The 14,522-nt window shown below is 70.0% G+C and carries 15 protein-coding genes; 11 read left to right on the top strand and 4 right to left on the bottom strand.

The features are described 5' to 3' along the window. Nucleotides 1-2: 2 nt before the first annotated feature. From P6281_RS21545 to P6281_RS21530, 4 genes are read right to left on the bottom strand one after another with little or no spacing between them, the layout of a single operon-like run. Entirely contained in the window at nt 3-1,043 is a 1,041-nt protein-coding gene (locus P6281_RS21545; RefSeq protein ID WP_008260216.1) for an LLM class F420-dependent oxidoreductase, read from the bottom strand. Between the two features lie 38 nt (nt 1,044-1,081). Continuing rightward, nucleotides 1,082-1,432: an ester cyclase gene (locus P6281_RS21540; RefSeq protein ID WP_014385763.1), complete on the bottom strand. Its 351-nt coding sequence runs from the start codon at nt 1,430-1,432 to the stop codon at nt 1,082-1,084. Between the two features lie 10 nt (nt 1,433-1,442). After that, nucleotides 1,443-2,282, bottom strand: a complete 840-nt coding sequence (locus P6281_RS21535) for a dienelactone hydrolase family protein (RefSeq protein WP_008260214.1) — start codon at nt 2,280-2,282, stop codon at nt 1,443-1,445. 43 nt (nt 2,283-2,325) lie between these two features. Next, on the bottom strand, nt 2,326-2,523 hold the full coding sequence (locus P6281_RS21530) for an Rv1535 family protein (protein WP_008260212.1): 198 nt from the start codon (nt 2,521-2,523) through the stop codon (nt 2,326-2,328). 443 nt (nt 2,524-2,966) lie between these two features. Here P6281_RS21530 and glmS point away from each other — a divergent pair, with 443 nt between their 5' ends. The 11 genes from glmS to tsaD all read left to right on the top strand — a co-directional run bounded on the left by glmS (nt 2,967) and on the right by tsaD (nt 14,471). Next, on the top strand, nt 2,967-4,832 hold the full coding sequence (glmS, locus tag P6281_RS21525) for a glutamine--fructose-6-phosphate transaminase (isomerizing) (RefSeq protein WP_008260209.1): 1,866 nt from the start codon (nt 2,967-2,969) through the stop codon (nt 4,830-4,832). 109 nt (nt 4,833-4,941) lie between these two features. Continuing rightward, nucleotides 4,942-5,835, top strand: a complete 894-nt coding sequence (locus P6281_RS21520) for a DUF4436 domain-containing protein (protein WP_008260207.1) — start codon at nt 4,942-4,944, stop codon at nt 5,833-5,835. A 66-nt stretch (nt 5,836-5,901) separates the two neighbouring features. After that, nucleotides 5,902-6,612, top strand: coding sequence for a rhomboid-like protein (locus tag P6281_RS21515; protein ID WP_026071203.1), 711 nt, complete (start codon nt 5,902-5,904; stop codon nt 6,610-6,612). Nucleotides 6,613-6,678: 66 nt separating this feature from the next. Next, nucleotides 6,679-8,100, top strand: coding sequence for an NAD(P)H-hydrate dehydratase (locus P6281_RS21510; protein WP_014385760.1), 1,422 nt, complete (start codon nt 6,679-6,681; stop codon nt 8,098-8,100). Nucleotides 8,101-8,121: 21 nt separating this feature from the next. Next, the gene (locus P6281_RS21505) at nt 8,122-9,504 is read left to right on the top strand and encodes a glutamate decarboxylase (RefSeq protein WP_008260200.1); all 1,383 of its coding nucleotides are present in this window, start codon (nt 8,122-8,124) and stop codon (nt 9,502-9,504) included. Between the two features lie 111 nt (nt 9,505-9,615). Further along, nucleotides 9,616-10,791 carry an alanine racemase gene (alr, locus tag P6281_RS21500; protein WP_041785794.1) on the top strand — a complete coding sequence of 392 codons (1,176 nt, stop codon included), beginning with the start codon at nt 9,616-9,618 and terminating at the stop codon, nt 10,789-10,791. A 52-nt stretch (nt 10,792-10,843) separates the two neighbouring features. After that, nucleotides 10,844-11,893, top strand: a complete 1,050-nt coding sequence (locus tag P6281_RS21495) for an alpha/beta fold hydrolase (protein ID WP_179293521.1) — start codon at nt 10,844-10,846, stop codon at nt 11,891-11,893. Beyond that, nucleotides 11,886-12,371, top strand: coding sequence for a tRNA (adenosine(37)-N6)-threonylcarbamoyltransferase complex ATPase subunit type 1 TsaE (gene tsaE / locus P6281_RS21490; RefSeq protein WP_014381063.1), 486 nt, complete (start codon nt 11,886-11,888; stop codon nt 12,369-12,371). Before P6281_RS21495 ends, tsaE begins: the two co-directional genes overlap by 8 nt. Beyond that, a complete protein-coding gene (gene tsaB, locus P6281_RS21485; protein WP_014381062.1) occupies nt 12,368-12,991 on the top strand; it encodes a tRNA (adenosine(37)-N6)-threonylcarbamoyltransferase complex dimerization subunit type 1 TsaB in 624 nt (207 codons plus the stop codon). The genes tsaE and tsaB overlap by 4 nt, the downstream gene beginning before the upstream one ends. Continuing rightward, nucleotides 12,988-13,449 (top strand): ribosomal protein S18-alanine N-acetyltransferase, encoded by a 462-nt coding sequence (rimI, locus tag P6281_RS21480; protein WP_014381061.1) that lies wholly within the window; start codon nt 12,988-12,990, stop codon nt 13,447-13,449. The genes tsaB and rimI overlap by 4 nt, the downstream gene beginning before the upstream one ends. Beyond that, complete coding sequence (gene tsaD, locus P6281_RS21475) at nt 13,446-14,471, top strand: tRNA (adenosine(37)-N6)-threonylcarbamoyltransferase complex transferase subunit TsaD (protein WP_014381060.1); 1,026 nt, start codon at nt 13,446-13,448, stop codon at nt 14,469-14,471. The genes rimI and tsaD overlap by 4 nt, the downstream gene beginning before the upstream one ends. Nucleotides 14,472-14,522: the final 51 nt, after the last annotated feature.

The raw sequence follows: 14,522 nt of genomic DNA, 5'->3' as shown, positions 1-14,522 counted from the left end.
GCTCAGGGCTGCAGTTGCAGGGCTTCCTCGACGAAACGCATGGACTCGTCGCGGTCGGTGGCCTGCGGGCTCAACAACAGCGTGGTCACGCCGGCCTCGGCGAAGGCGGCCATCCGTTCGGCCACATACCCGCGCGGCCCGATCAGCGACATGCCCCGCACCAGCTCGTCGGGCACGGCGTCGATGGCCTCCTGCTTGCGGCCGGACAGATACAGCTCCTGGATCCGGTCGGCGACCTCGCCGTACCCGTAACGCGTCGCCAGATTGTGGTAGAAATTGCGGCCTTTGGCGCCCATCCCGCCGATGTAGAGCCCGAGCTGCGGCTTGACCCAGGCCAGCCGCTCGTCGACGTTGTCCCCGATGGCCAGCGACGCGTGCACCATGACGTCGAGCGGACCCAGCGCGGGATCGCGTTTGGCGGCGCCGGCGGCCAGCGGCTCACCCCAGATCGACGCGGCCTTGTCCGGAAGATAGAAGACCGGCTGCCAGCCCTCGGCGATCTCGGCGGTGAGCTCGACATTCTTGGGACCCAGCGCGGCGATGCTGATCGGAATGCGTTCGCGCACAGGGTGATTGATGAGCTGCAGCGGCTTGCCCAGACCCGTTCCGCGGTCGGCGGGCAGCGGTAGCTGGTAGTGCTTGCCGGCGTATTGCACGCGCTCGCGGCGCCACACCTTGCGGCAGATCTCCACGATCTCGCGGGTGCGCCCGAGCGGGGCGTCGAACGGGACCCCGTGAAAGCCCTCGATCACTTGCGGTCCGGAGGTGCCGATGCCGAGGCGGAATCGCCCGTCGGACACGAAATCCAGGCCCGCGGCCGTCATCGCCAGCAGCGACGGCGTGCGGATGTAGAGGGGAAGCACCCCGGACGCCAGTTCGACCGTGTTGGTTTTGGCGGCCAGGTATCCCAGCTGGCTGATGGCGTCGAACGAATACGCCTCGGCCACCACCGCGACCTCGATGCCGGACTTTTCGAGTTCGACGACGCGGTCCACGGCTTCGTGAAAGCCGCCCGAATAGTTGAGAGCGATCCCGATTCGCATCCATGACACTTACCACGCGCCCGTGCGGGACGGGGCGCTCAGCCCGCGGAAGTGCCCGTCCAGTACTCGGCGAAGCGCCGGCCGTCGGCGGCCAGGCGCAGGATGTCGTTACCGGTGAACGAGACCGGGCCGTCCGGGCCGTGGCCGGTGCCCACCCAGCGCCCGGCCACCAGATCACCCTCGGTCAGCGGGCCGACCTCGATGCCGAAGCTCAAGTCCGAGAACATGTTTCGTGTCTGCTCGATGATCTGCGCGAGAGCGTCCGGTCCCTGTACCTCCCGGCCGGGCCAGTGACCGACGAAGTCGTCGGTGACCAGCTCGGCCGCGACCGGCCGTCCGTTCCAGAGTTCGGTGATCCAGCGGGCGTACAGCGCGTGCGCGCTCGACATCAACTCCCCCTCACTTCAGCAGGGCGACGATCTTTTCTTCCAGGGGAATCGCCTCGGCCTCGGGATCGATGGCGTCCGTCCCGGGCAGGTGCACGTCCGGGTCGGCGAAATCGCGATACTTCTTGTCGCCGCCGAGCGTGTAGAGCAGGTAACCGGTCAGCAGCGCCCGAACCGACCGCTGGGTACGCCGGTGCGGGCCGGGCAGGCCGAGCACCGTGGCCAGCCGCCGACCCTCCACCAGCCCGCCGGGCTCGGCCTTGCTGACGATGCGCAGCGTCGCCGGCTTCCACGCCTCGGCAAGCGCCAGCGCGTTGGAGTTCAACGTCGTCCGGTCGCCCGGCGCGGTGAAGATCACTCCCGGCACCTTGAGCGTCGCGGCGGGCTGCTGGGCCGGCGGGCTGGTGACGCTGGGGAAAATCGCCGCCACCGCCGCGAGCTTGGCGGGCATTCCCGCGGCGGCGAATACCGCGGCCGAGCCGCCGAAACCATGACCGACCACGCCCAGCTTGGCGGGATGCACGCTGATCTTGCCCGGCCCGAGGCGCACACCCGACACGATGTCCAGGGCGGTGCCCAGATCGAAGGCGAAGTTCAGCACCGAGGGGGCCACACCCCGCTGGGTGTCGGGAGCGCCGGCCACGATCCCCCACGACGCCAGATGCTCGAGCAGATTCGAGTACCGGGCGGCGCCGGCCAGCCACTCGTGGCCGAACGCCACGCCGGGCAGATTCAGGCCCTCCTCCGGGGTGTACACCACACCCGGCAGACCGGCAAAGGCCAGGTCACCCCGCAAAACCCGGTGCGGACCACGGCGGTGCAGAGCGGCGACGAGCTTGCGGATGCGGGCCACGCGTCGACGTTAGCGCATCGCAATCGCGCGCCGGCGCAGATGACTAGGCCGTGACCTCGATGACCCCCGCCCGCCACAGCGCCGCGTAGAGCTGGTGCAGCGTGGCGGTGAGCACGTGGGTGGTCAAGTCCATCAAGGCGTTTCCGGAGCCCGCGGACGGGTGCCGGCGTGGCCGGGCGGCGTGCCCGGGGGCCGGCGCCGAGGGGGCGGGCACCACTTCGTCGTACCGAACTGCGGTCATGATTGCCTCCTCATGGCGCACGGTTGTCGGTCGGAGCAAGTTACGCATTTCAATGCGACCCGCTGCACAATTCCCGGTGAACAACCATCGACGGCTGAATTCATGTGTCGGCGAAAACGGGAATCGAGGTAGCCAGAAACTCTGGGCAGCCTCACGCAGCTAGTCCTTTGGTCGGTGACGATCTTTGCTGACAATTTGGAATGCTAGAGGCGTTAAGCGCGGCCGCGATGACGTGAACGAAAACGTCGCGCGCACATCAGATGAAAGAACTCCCGCCGGTTATGACGGTGACATGAATGGCTGGGGACTGGGCCGATTGGTCCAGGACGTCCACCTGAGGCCGTCCCAGTCGCGGTGCCCGGGCACGCCTTCCTGCAGGTGGGCGGCCTAACCATAGCGCCGGATTGCGGGCCCGGTGTGCCGCCTGCACTACCCTGGTCAGAATGTGCGGAATTGTCGGCTATGTCGGGCAGCAGCCCGCCTGTGACGTCGTCATGGCCGCGCTGCGGCGGATGGAGTACCGCGGGTACGACTCGTCGGGCATCGCGCTGGCGAACGGCGACGGCACCCTGACGGTGAGCCGCCGCGCCGGCCGGCTGGCCAACCTGGAAGAGGCGGTCGCCCAGATGCCGCGGCACTCGCTGACCGGCACCACCGGCCTGGGCCACACCCGGTGGGCCACCCACGGGCGCCCCACCGACCGCAACGCCCACCCGCACCGCGACGCCGCCGGCAAGATCGCGGTGGTCCACAACGGCATCATCGAGAACTACGCGAACCTGCGCCACGAGCTCGAGGCCCAGGGCGTGGAGTTCGCCAGCGACACCGACACCGAGGTCGCGGTGCACCTGGTGGCGCAGGCCTACCGCCACGGCGAGACCGCCGGCGATTTCCCCGCGTCGGTCCTCGCGGTGCTGCGCCGCCTCGACGGCCACTTCACGCTGGTGTTCGCCAACGCCGACGACCCCGGCACCATCGTCGCCGCCCGCCGCTCCACCCCGCTGGTGCTCGGCATCGGCGACGGCGAGATGTTCGTCGGCTCCGACGTCGCGGCCTTCATCCCGCACACCCGCAACGCCGTCGAACTCGGCCAGGACCAGGCCGTGGTGATCACCGCGGACGGCTACCGGATCACCGACTTCGACGGCAACGACGATGTCGAATACCGCGAGTTCCATATCGATTGGGATCTGGCCGCCGCCGAAAAAGGTGGCTACGAGTACTTCATGCTCAAGGAGATCGCCGAGCAACCCGCCGCCGTCGCCGACACCCTGCTGGGCCATTTCGTCGACGGCCGGATCGTGCTCGACGAGCAGCGGCTCTCCGATCAGGAACTGCGCGAGATCGACAAGGTGTTCGTAGTGGCCTGCGGCACCGCGTACCACTCCGGGCTGCTGGCGAAGTACGCGATCGAGCACTGGACGCGGCTGCCGGTCGAGGTGGAGCTGTCCAGCGAATTCCGTTACCGGGACCCGGTTTTGGACCGCAGCACCCTGGTGGTCGCCATCTCGCAGTCCGGCGAGACCGCCGACACGCTCGAGGCCGTCCGGCACGCCAAGGAGCAGAAGGCCAAGGTGCTGGCGATCTGCAACACCAACGGCTCGCAGATCCCGCGCGAGTGCGACGCGGTGCTCTACACCCGCGCCGGCCCGGAGATCGGGGTGGCGTCGACGAAGACGTTCCTGGCGCAGATCACCGCCAACTATCTGGTCGGCCTGGCGCTGGCGCAGGCCCGGGGCACCAAGTACCCCGACGAGGTCGCGCGCGAGTACCACGAGCTGGAAGCCATGCCGGACGTCGTCGCGCGGGTCCTCGCGACGATCAAGCCGGTGGCCGCGCTGGCCTACCAATTCGCCCAGTCGCCGACGGTGCTGTTCCTGGGCCGCCACGTCGGCTACCCGGTGGCGCTGGAAGGTGCGCTCAAACTCAAGGAACTGGCCTACATGCACGCCGAGGGGTTCGCCGCCGGCGAGCTCAAGCACGGCCCCATCGCGCTGATCGAGGACGATCTGCCCGTCATCGTCGTCATGCCGTCCCCCAAGGGGTCCGCGGTGCTGCACGCCAAGCTGCTGTCCAACATCCGCGAAATCCAGGCCCGCGGGGCGATCACCATCGTGATCGCCGAGGAAGGCGACGACACCGTGCGCCCCTACGCCGACCACTTGATCGAAATCCCTTCCGTGTCAACGCTTTTGCAGCCCCTGCTGTCGACGATCCCGCTTCAGGTGTTCGCCGCGTCCGTGGCCCAGGCGCGCGGCTACGACGTGGACAAGCCGCGCAACCTGGCCAAGTCCGTCACCGTCGAGTAGGCAGCGCGCACCGCTTCGCGCGTATCGGCGACGGACCCGCGGCCGATCCATTACATTGCCCTGGGAAGCATTTCGGCCAGCTGGTCACGGCGTCCGTGCGGGAGGAAGTATGCGATCGGGCGGCATCAGATACGTCGTCGTGGGCCTCGTCGTGCTCATCGTCGCGGCATACATCGTGTCGATCATGATGTACGCCCAAGGCGATGCCGTCCGGCGTCTGGACGGTATAACCCCGGTCGTGAGCGCCGACGAGCCCTCGGCGACGATCAACGTCGAAGAGATCCAGTCGAACTACAGCGTGCTCGCCGTCAACCTCGCCTTCAATCCGGGATCGGCGTTGCTGGATCCGAAAACCCACCATCTCAAGGAGGATCTCAGCCTCCGCGTCCGATCCTCGGCGATGCCGTCGCGGCACACCTGGACCAAGGGCATGCTCCCCGGCCTGATGTCGGTCCCGCTGACCATCGCCGGGCAGATCGAACGCTGGCCGTTCGACCAATACCGCTCGGGGCTGATCGAAGTCGAGATCTTCTACGGCCCCGACACCGACCGCGCGCCCGCACACGTGCCCGTCACGTTCGTCGACCACCTCTCGGGGTGGCAGCTCACCGCGACCAGGCCCCAGGCGGACGGCCCCTACCGGCTGCAACTGCGGCGGTCGCTGAGCACCGCGGCGTTCGCCATCGTCATCCTCGGCGTGCTCATCACGATCGCCAGTCTGGCTGTGTTCGTGGCGGTTCAGACCGCGCGGGACCGGCGGCCGTTCCAGCCACCGATGACGACCTGGTACGCGGCGATGCTGTTCGCGGTGGTGCCGTTGCGAAACGCCCTGCCCGGTTCACCACCCTTCGGCAGCTGGGTCGACATCACCGTCGTGATCTGGGTCCTGGTCGCGCTGGTGGCCTCGATGGTGCTCTACATCGGCTGCTGGTGGCGACATTTGACACCGCCGGCGCCCGCCGCCGCGCCGCCGGCCGAGGTCCCCGCGCCATCGGGTAGCTGAGGGGTGGCGGCGTGTTAGCCGCCGAAGTCGTAGGGGCGCGGCGCCCCGCGTGCGAAGGTTGATGTCGTGGCGCCTGCATCGGTTCGAGCACGAGTGCGCAGCATGACGCTGGCGGTGTGGCATTTCGTCAGCACCGCGCCGCTGACCTACGGCTGGCTGTTGGTGCTGATGGTCACGACGATCATCCAGAACCATCTCACCGGCCGGCAGTTGCACTCGGTGTTGTTGCACCGCTCCACCAACATTCACGAGTTGGGCAAGGATCCACTCCACGTACTGTTTTCCAGTCTGCTGTGGATCGACGGCAAAAGCTTCGAGCCCTACCTGCTGCTGTTCACCCTGTTTCTCGCGCCGGCCGAGCATTGGCTCGGTCAGCTGCGCTGGCTCAGTGTGGGATTGAGCTCTCACATCCTGGCCACCTACATCAGCGAGGGCATCCTCTACTTCGCGATCGAGGAACGCGATGCGTCGCAACGCCTCGTGCACGCCCGCGACATCGGGGTCAGCTATTTCCTCGTCGGCGTGATGGCCGTGCTGACCTACCACATCGCCCGGCCCTGGCGCTGGGGCTATCTGGGGGTGCTGTTCGTCATCTTCGGCTTCCCGCTGATCACGATGGACCGCGTCGACCTCGACTTCACCGCGATCGGGCATTTCGCCTCGATCCTCATCGGACTGTGCTTCTACCCGATGACCCGCACCCGGTCCCGGCGCAGCCGGCAATTGAGTCCCGCGCGACTCAAGGCCATGGCGCGCCGCAGCGTGCCCCCGAGCTGATGGCGGTCCGCGGCGAAAGATGGTGGGCGCCAAGCCCCCGCGACGGCGACACGTAATCTGGCTCTGATGCGGCATTACTACTCCGTAGACGCGATCCGCCAGGCCGAGGCGCCGCTGCTGGCCAGCCTGCCTGACGGCGCCCTGATGCGGCGCGCGGCCTACGGGCTGGCCGCCGAGATCATCGGCGAGTTGGCGGCCCGCACCGGCGGGGTGAGCGGGCGACGCGTGTGCGCCGTCGTCGGCTCCGGAGACAACGGCGGTGACGCGCTGTGGGCGGCCACCTTCGTGCGCCGTCGCGGGGCGGCCGCCGACGCGATCCTGCTCAACCCCGAGCGCACCCACCGCAAGGGGCTGGCGGCGTTCCGCAGGGCCGGCGGCAGGATCGTCGAAAGCGTCTCGCCCGCAACCGATCTCGTCATCGACGGTGTCGTGGGCATCTCCGGCTCGGGATCGTTGCGGCCCGCCGCGGCCGAGGTGTTCGCCGCGGTCGATGACGCGGGGATCCCGGTGGTTGCCGTCGACATCCCCAGTGGCATCGACGCGGCCACCGGGGCCACCAGCGGCCCCGCCGTGCGCGCCGTCCTGACCGTCACCTTCGGCGGGCTCAAACCCGTGCACGCGCTCGGCGAGTGCGGGCGGGTGCGGCTGATCGACATCGGCCTGGACCTGCCCGACACGGACGTGCTGGGCTTCGAGGCCACCGACGTGGCGGCACGCTGGCCGGTGCCGGGACCCCACGACGACAAGTACACCCAGGGTGTCACCGGCGTGATGGCCGGCTCGTCGACGTACCCGGGTGCGGCCGTGCTGTGCACCGGCGCCGCGGTCGCGGCGACGTCCGGGATGGTGCGCTACGCCGGCAGCGCGCACCGCGAGGTGCTCGCCCATTGGCCCGAGGTGATCGCCTCTCCCACCCCCGCGTCGGCCGGGCGGGTGCAGTCCTGGGTCGTCGGGCCGGGATTGGGCACCGACGACGCCGGGGCCGCGGCGCTGTGGTTCGCGCTCGACACCGAGCTGCCGGTGATCGTGGACGCCGACGGGCTGACCATCCTGGCGGCCCATCCCGAGCTGGTGGCCAAACGCGGCGCGCCGACGGTGCTGACCCCGCACGCGGGTGAATTCGCCCGCCTGGCGGGTAACCCCCCCGGTGATGACCGGGTGGGCGCGTGCCGCAAGCTGGCCGACGCGTTCGGCGCCACGGTGTTGCTCAAGGGGAACGTCACGGTCGTCGCCGATCCGGGCGGTCCGGTCTACCTCAGCCCGGCCGGGCAGTCGTGGGCGGCCACCGCGGGTTCCGGCGACGTGCTGTCCGGCATGATCGGCGCGCTGCTGGCGGCGGGCCTGCCGCCGGGGGAGGCGGCCGCGGCCGCGGCCTTCGTCCACGCGCGCGCGGCGGCGAGCTCGGCCGCCGACCCGGGCCCCGGCGACGCGCCCACCTCGGCCTCGCGCATGGTGCCACACATCCGAGCCGCCCTGGCCGCCCTGTAGACCTATCGAGAGGATTCCCCAGTGCCACAACACCCTTCGCTGCCCGCGCACTCCATCGCCCCCGCCTACACGGGCCGGCTGTTCACCGCACCGGTCCCCGCACTGCGGATGCCCGACGAATCGATGGATCCCGACGCCGCCTACCGCTTCATCCACGACGAGCTGATGCTCGACGGGAGTTCGCGGCTGAACCTGGCCACCTTCGTCACCACCTGGATGGACCCCGAGGCCGGCAAGCTGATGGCCGAGACGTTCGACAAGAACATGATCGACAAGGACGAGTACCCGGCGACCGCGGCCATCGAGCAGCGCTGCGTGTGCATGGTGGCCGACCTGTTCCACGCCGACGGCCTGAACGACGCCGACCCCTACAGCGCGTGCGGGGTGTCCACGATCGGCTCCAGCGAGGCGGTGATGCTCGGCGGGCTGGCGATGAAGTGGCGGTGGCGCGCGAAAATCGGCAAGGACTGGAAGGGCCGCACCCCGAACCTGGTGATGGGGTCCAACGTCCAGGTGGTCTGGGAGAAGTTCTGCCGCTACTTCGACGTCGAGCCCCGCTACCTGCCGATGGAGGAGGGCCGCTACGTCATCACCCCCGAACAGGTCGTCGACGCCGTCGACGAGAACACCATCGGCGTGGTGGCGATCCTGGGCACCACCTACACCGGCGAGCTGGAGCCGGTCGCCGACATCTGCGGCGCGCTGGACAAGCTGGCCGCCGGCGGCGGTGTGGACGTCCCGGTGCACGTCGACGCCGCCAGCGGCGGGTTCGTGGTGCCCTTCCTGCACCCCGAGCTCAAGTGGGATTTCCGGCTGCCCCGGGTGGTGTCGATCAACGTCAGCGGCCACAAGTACGGGCTGACCTATCCCGGCGTCGGGTTCGTGGTGTGGCGCAGCAAGGAGTACCTGCCCGACGACCTGGTGTTCCGGGTCAACTACCTCGGCGGCGACATGCCGACCTTCACGCTGAACTTCTCCCGCCCCGGTAACCAGGTGGTCGGCCAGTACTACAACTTCCTGCGGCTCGGCCGGGAGGGCTACACCAAGGTCATGCAGGCGCTGTCCGGGACGGCGCGCTGGCTCGGTGAGCAGCTGCGGGTCAGCGAGCACTGCGAGCTGGTCTCCGACGGCTCGGCGATCCCCGTGGTCGCGTTCCGGCTGTCCAAGGACCGCGGCTACACCGAGTTCGACGTCTCCCACGAGCTTCGGACCTACGGCTGGCAGGTGCCCGCCTACACCATGCCGGACAACGCCACCAACGTCTCCGTGCTGCGCATCGTGGTGCGCGAGGGCCTGTCCGCCGACCTGGCCCGGGCCCTGCACGATGACGCCGTCTCGGCGCTCAGTTCGCTGGACAAGCTCCGGCCCGGCGGCCACTACGCGGATCAGCACTTCGCGCACTGAGGTGGTGGCGCCGCGCCGTCGAGCGTGGAGTTGTTGCGCCGATCACGCCGAAATCTCGCCAACAAGTCCACGCTCGGCGGCGGGTGGCGCGGTTCTGGGACAATGGCGCCCATGACCGGGCGGGCCGCTACGCCGATATCCCTGACACCGGGCCTCCTCGCCGAGGCCCTGGTGGACCTCGGCGCCATCGCGCACAACGTGCGGCTGCTGTGCGAGCAGGCCGGCGGCGCGCAGGTGATGGCCGTCGTCAAGGCCGACGGGTACGGCCACGGAGCCGCCCAGACGGCGCGCGCCGCGCTGGCCGCGGGGGCCGCCGAGCTGGGGGTGGCCACCGTCGACGAGGCGCTGGCGCTGCGCGCCGACGGCGTCCGCGCGCCGGTGCTGGCCTGGCTGCACCCGCCCGGCTTCGACTTCGCGCCCGCGCTGCTGGCCGACGTCCAGATCGCCGTGTCGTCGGAGCGCCAGCTCGACGAGCTGCTCGACGCCGTGCGCCGCACCGGCCGGACCGCGACGGTCACCGTCAAGGTCGACACCGGGCTGAACCGCAACGGCGTGCCGCCGGAGCACTACCCGTCGATGCTTACCGCGCTGCGCCGCGCCGTCGCCGAGAACGCCATCGTGCTGCGCGGCCTGATGTCCCACATGGTGTACGCAGACCAACCCGCCAACCCGGTCAACGACCTTCAGGCCCAACGGTTTACCGAGATGCTCGCCCAGGCGCGCGATCAGGGGGTGCGGTACGAGGCCGCGCACCTGTCGAACTCGTCGGCCACGATGTCGCGGCCCGACCTCGCCTTCGACATGGTGCGCCCCGGCATCGCGGTGTACGGACTGAGCCCGGTTCCCGAGCGCGGCGACATGGGACTGATTCCGGCGATGACAGTGAAATGCCCGGTGGCACTGGTGAAGTCGATTCGTGCGGGCGAGAGCGTGTCCTACGGGCACACCTGGACCGCGCGGCGAGACACCACCCTCGCGCTGCTGCCGGTGGGCTATGCCGACGGCGTCTTCCGGTCCCTGGGCAACCGCCTGGAGGTGTTGATCAACGGCCGGCGCCGACCGGGGGTCGGGCGGATCTGCATGGACCAGTTCGTCGTCGACCTGGGACCCGGCCCCACCGATGTCGCCGAGGGCGACGAGGCGATCCTGTTCGGTCCCGGCGCGAGCGGCGAACCCACCGCGCAGGATTGGGCGGATCTGCTCGGCACCATCCACTACGAAGTGGTGACCAGCCCCCGCGGGCGGATCACCAGGACCTACCGCGAGGCGCGAACCATTGAGCCCTGACGGAACCCGCAGGCGCTATAGGGGCAGGGCATGGCTTGCGGGTGGTGCGGGGCTGACGGCCATCGCCACGATCATCGGAGCCTCGGCCCGCCGCTCGATCACCCAACGCGCCACGGTCGAAGACCCTTACGCCCACGAGGATTTCAACCGGCTCGAGGACGACCGCAGCCTGGTGGTGACCACGCCCGACGGGGTGCCGCTCGCGGTCCGCGACGCGGGCCCCGCCGACGCGCCGCTGACGCTGGTGTTCGTGCACGGATTCTGCCTGCAGATGGGGGCCTTCCACTTTCAGCGGACCCGGCTGCCCGACCAGTTGGGCCCCGACGTGCGCATGGTCTTCTACGACCAGCGTGGCCACGGCCGATCCGGCGAGGCCGAGCCCGAGACCTACACGCTGACCCAGCTCGGCAGGGACCTGCAGACCGTGCTGAACGCGGTGGTGCCGCGCGGAATGATCGTGCTGGTGGGCCACTCGATGGGCGGCATGACGGTGTTGTCGCACGCCCGCCAGTTCCCCGAACAGTACGGGCGCCGAATCGTGGGCGCCGCGCTGATTTCCTCGGCGGCCGAAGGTGTGGCGAGATCACCACTGGGCGAGATCCTGAAAAACCCTGCGCTGGAAGCGGTCCGGGTCGCCGCGCGGTCCGCGCCGAACCTGATGCACCGCGGGCGCAACGTATCCCGCTCGCTGATCGGCCCGGTGCTGCGCGCCGCGTCCTACAGCGATCTGCAGGTCAGCCGGAGCCTGGACGCGTTCTCGCAGCGGATGATGAACAGCACGCCGATACCCACCATGGTGGGGTTTCTGGACGCGTTGGAAAAGCACGACGAAACCGCCGGGCTGTGGACCCTGCTGCGGGTCCCGACCCTGATCGCCTGCGGGGACCACGACCTGCTCACCCCGGACGAGTATTCGCGAAAGATGGCCGCCAGCCTGCCGCGGTCCGAGTTGGTCATCGTCGTCGGCGCGAGTCACCTGGCGCTGCTGGACAAGCCGGAGGCGATCAACGGTGGCCTGGTGCGGCTGGTCAGGCGTGCCACCCCGACCAAGGCGGCGCTGCGGCTGCGGCGGATACGGGAAAGGCTGTGGCGTCGTGGGTAAGGGTGAGGGCACCGCGACCTGCGAGCGCGTCGAGGACACGATCGCGTTGGGGACCCGGCTCGGTGAGCAGCTGCGGGCGGGCGACGTGGTGGTGCTCTCCGGTCCGCTCGGTGCGGGAAAGACCGTGCTGGCCAAGGGGATTGCCGCGGCCATGGACGTCGACGGCCCGGTCACCTCGCCGTCCTACGTGTTGGCGCGGGTGCATCCGCCGCGACGGGAGGGCGCCCCGACGATGATTCACGTCGACATGTACCGGTTGCTCGACCACACCGACAACCAGGGCGCAGACCTGCTCGGTGAGCTCGATTCGCTGGACTTGGACAGCGATCTCGACGACGCTGTCGTCGTGGTGGAATGGGGTGAAGGTCTGGTCGAGCGCCTCGCGGAACGCCACCTCGACATCAGGCTGGAACGCCTCAGCGGGTCCGACGTGCGGATCGCGACCTGGCAGTGGGCCGGCGGTGAGGCGCACCCATGAGCATCGTCCTTGCCCTCGACACCTCCACCCCCGCGGTGACGGCCGGCATCGTGCGGCGCGAGGACCTGTGCGCGCTGGCGCAGCGGGTCACCGTCGACGCCCGCGCCCACGCCGAACGCCTGACCCCGAATGTGCTTGCCGCCCTTGCCGATGCGGGGCTGACAATGGTCGACCTCGACGCCGTCGTGGTGGGCTGCGGCCCGGGTCCGTTCACCGGCCTGCGGGCCGGGATGGCCACCGCCGCCGCCTACGGGCATGCGCTCGGCATCCCGGTGCACGGCGTGTGCAGCCTGGACGCCATCGGCGTGCACACCACCGGGGACGCGCTCGTGGTGACCGACGCCCGACGGCGCGAGGTCTACTGGGCCCGCTACCGCGACGGCGTCCGGACCGGCGGACCGGGCGTTGATGCCCCCGCCGACGTCGACCACGGCGGAGCGCAGGCTGTGGCCGGCTCACCCGACCACGCGGCGATGTTCGGCCTGCCGGTGTGCGGTCCCATCCACCCGACACCGGCCGGACTCGTTGCCGCGGTGGGGGATTGGCGCGATGACCCGGCTCCGCTGGTGGCCCTGTACCTGCGTCGGCCCGACGCCAAACCCCTGGCGGCGCGGCAATGATCGCCGAGCCGGTGACCGTCGGCGCGTTGACGCGGGCCGACGCGCAGCGCTGCGCCGAGCTGGAGGCGCAGCTCTTCGACGGCGACGATCCATGGCCGGCGGCGGCGTTCAACCGCGAATTGGCCAGTGCCCACAACCATTACGTGGGCGCGCGCGTCGGCGGAACGCTCGTCGGCTACGCCGGCATCTCGCGATTGGGCCGCACACCGCCCTACGAGCACGAGGTCCACACCATCGGCGTGGACCCCGCCTACCAGGGGCAGGGCATCGGCCGCCGGTTGCTCGACGAGCTGCTGACGTTCGCCGACGGCGGCGTCGTCTACCTGGAGGTGCGCACCGACAACGAGGCGGCCATCGCGCTGTACCGCAGTGTCGGGTTCGAGCAGATCGGCGTGCGCCGGAGCTACTACCGGGTCAGCGGCGCCGACGCCTACACCATGCGGCGGGAGGCGCTGTGACGACGATCTTGGCCATCGAAACGTCGTGCGACGAAACGGGAGTCGGCATCGCGCGGCTGGACACCGACGGCACCGTCACCCTGCTGGCCGACGAGGTGGCCTCCAGCGTCGACGAACACGTGCGGTTCGGCGGCGTGGTCCCCGAGATCGCCTCGCGCGCGCACCTGGAGGCGTTGGGGCCCGCCATGCGCCGCGCGCTGGCGGCCGCGGGCCTGGACAGGCCGGACATCGTCGCCGCCACGATCGGGCCCGGGCTGGCCGGCGCCCTGTTGGTGGGAGTTGCTGCGGCCAAAGCCTATTCGGCCGCCTGGGGGGTTCCGTTCTATGCGGTGAACCATCTGGGCGGGCACCTGGCCGCCGACGTCTACGAGCACGGGTCGCTACCCGAGTGCGTGGCGCTGCTGGTCTCGGGCGGCCACACCCACTTGCTGCATGTGCGCTCGCTCGGCGAGCCGATCGTCGAGCTGGGCAGCACCGTCGACGACGCGGCCGGCGAGGCCTACGACAAGGTGGCGCGGCTGCTGGGGCTGGGCTACCCGGGCGGCAGGGTGCTCGACGAGCTGGCCCGCACCGGCGACCGCGACGCGATCGCCTTCCCGCGCGGCATGACGGGGCCGCGCGACGACCCCTATGCGTTCAGCTTCTCCGGCCTCAAGACGGCCGTGGCCCGGCACCTGGAAAGCCACCCGGACGCGGTGAACGCCGACGTCGCGGCCGGGTTCCAGGAGGCGGTGGCCGACGTGCTGACCCGCAAGGCCGTGCGCGCCGCGACGGACCTCGGCGTCTCGACACTGCTGATCGCCGGGGGAGTGGCCGCGAATTCGCGGTTGCGGGAGCTGGCCGAGCAGCGCTGCGCGGCGGGCGGCCTGACGTTGCGCATCCCCAGGCCCCGGCTGTGCACCGACAACGGAGCGATGATCGCGTCGTTCGCCGCGCATCTGGTGGCCGCCGGGGCGCCGCCATCCCCGCTGGACGTGCCCAGCGACCCGGGCCTGCCGGTGGTGAAGGCGCAGGTCGGCTGATCGCTGAGGGCGAACGCGCGGGGAGCAGCGGGGCCCCCTTGAGTGCTAGCA

It is taken from the genome of Mycobacterium sp. 5-140-3-2 (assembly GCF_035666375.1).
Taxonomy (GTDB): domain Bacteria; phylum Actinomycetota; class Actinomycetes; order Mycobacteriales; family Mycobacteriaceae; genus Mycobacterium; species Mycobacterium intracellulare.
Note: the sequence above shows the minus strand (reverse complement) of the source record. Positions and strands in the feature narration are given on the sequence as shown.

Excerpts from the sequence above, each read along its gene's own strand:
- P6281_RS21520 (WP_008260207.1), top strand. The coding sequence starts at position 4,942 with ATGCGATCGGGCGGCATCAGATACGTCGTCGTGGGCCTCGTCGTGCTC.
- P6281_RS21510 (WP_014385760.1), top strand. The coding sequence starts at position 6,679 with ATGCGGCATTACTACTCCGTAGACGCGATCCGCCAGGCCGAGGCGCCG.
- glmS (WP_008260209.1), top strand. The coding sequence starts at position 2,967 with ATGTGCGGAATTGTCGGCTATGTCGGGCAGCAGCCCGCCTGTGACGTC.
- alr (WP_041785794.1), top strand. The coding sequence starts at position 9,616 with ATGACCGGGCGGGCCGCTACGCCGATATCCCTGACACCGGGCCTCCTC.
- rimI (WP_014381061.1), top strand. The coding sequence starts at position 12,988 with ATGATCGCCGAGCCGGTGACCGTCGGCGCGTTGACGCGGGCCGACGCG.
- P6281_RS21530 (WP_008260212.1), bottom strand. The coding sequence starts at position 2,523 with ATGACCGCAGTTCGGTACGACGAAGTGGTGCCCGCCCCCTCGGCGCCG.
- P6281_RS21540 (WP_014385763.1), bottom strand. The coding sequence starts at position 1,432 with ATGTCGAGCGCGCACGCGCTGTACGCCCGCTGGATCACCGAACTCTGG.
- P6281_RS21545 (WP_008260216.1), bottom strand. The coding sequence starts at position 1,043 with ATGCGAATCGGGATCGCTCTCAACTATTCGGGCGGCTTTCACGAAGCC.
- tsaB (WP_014381062.1), top strand. The coding sequence starts at position 12,368 with ATGAGCATCGTCCTTGCCCTCGACACCTCCACCCCCGCGGTGACGGCC.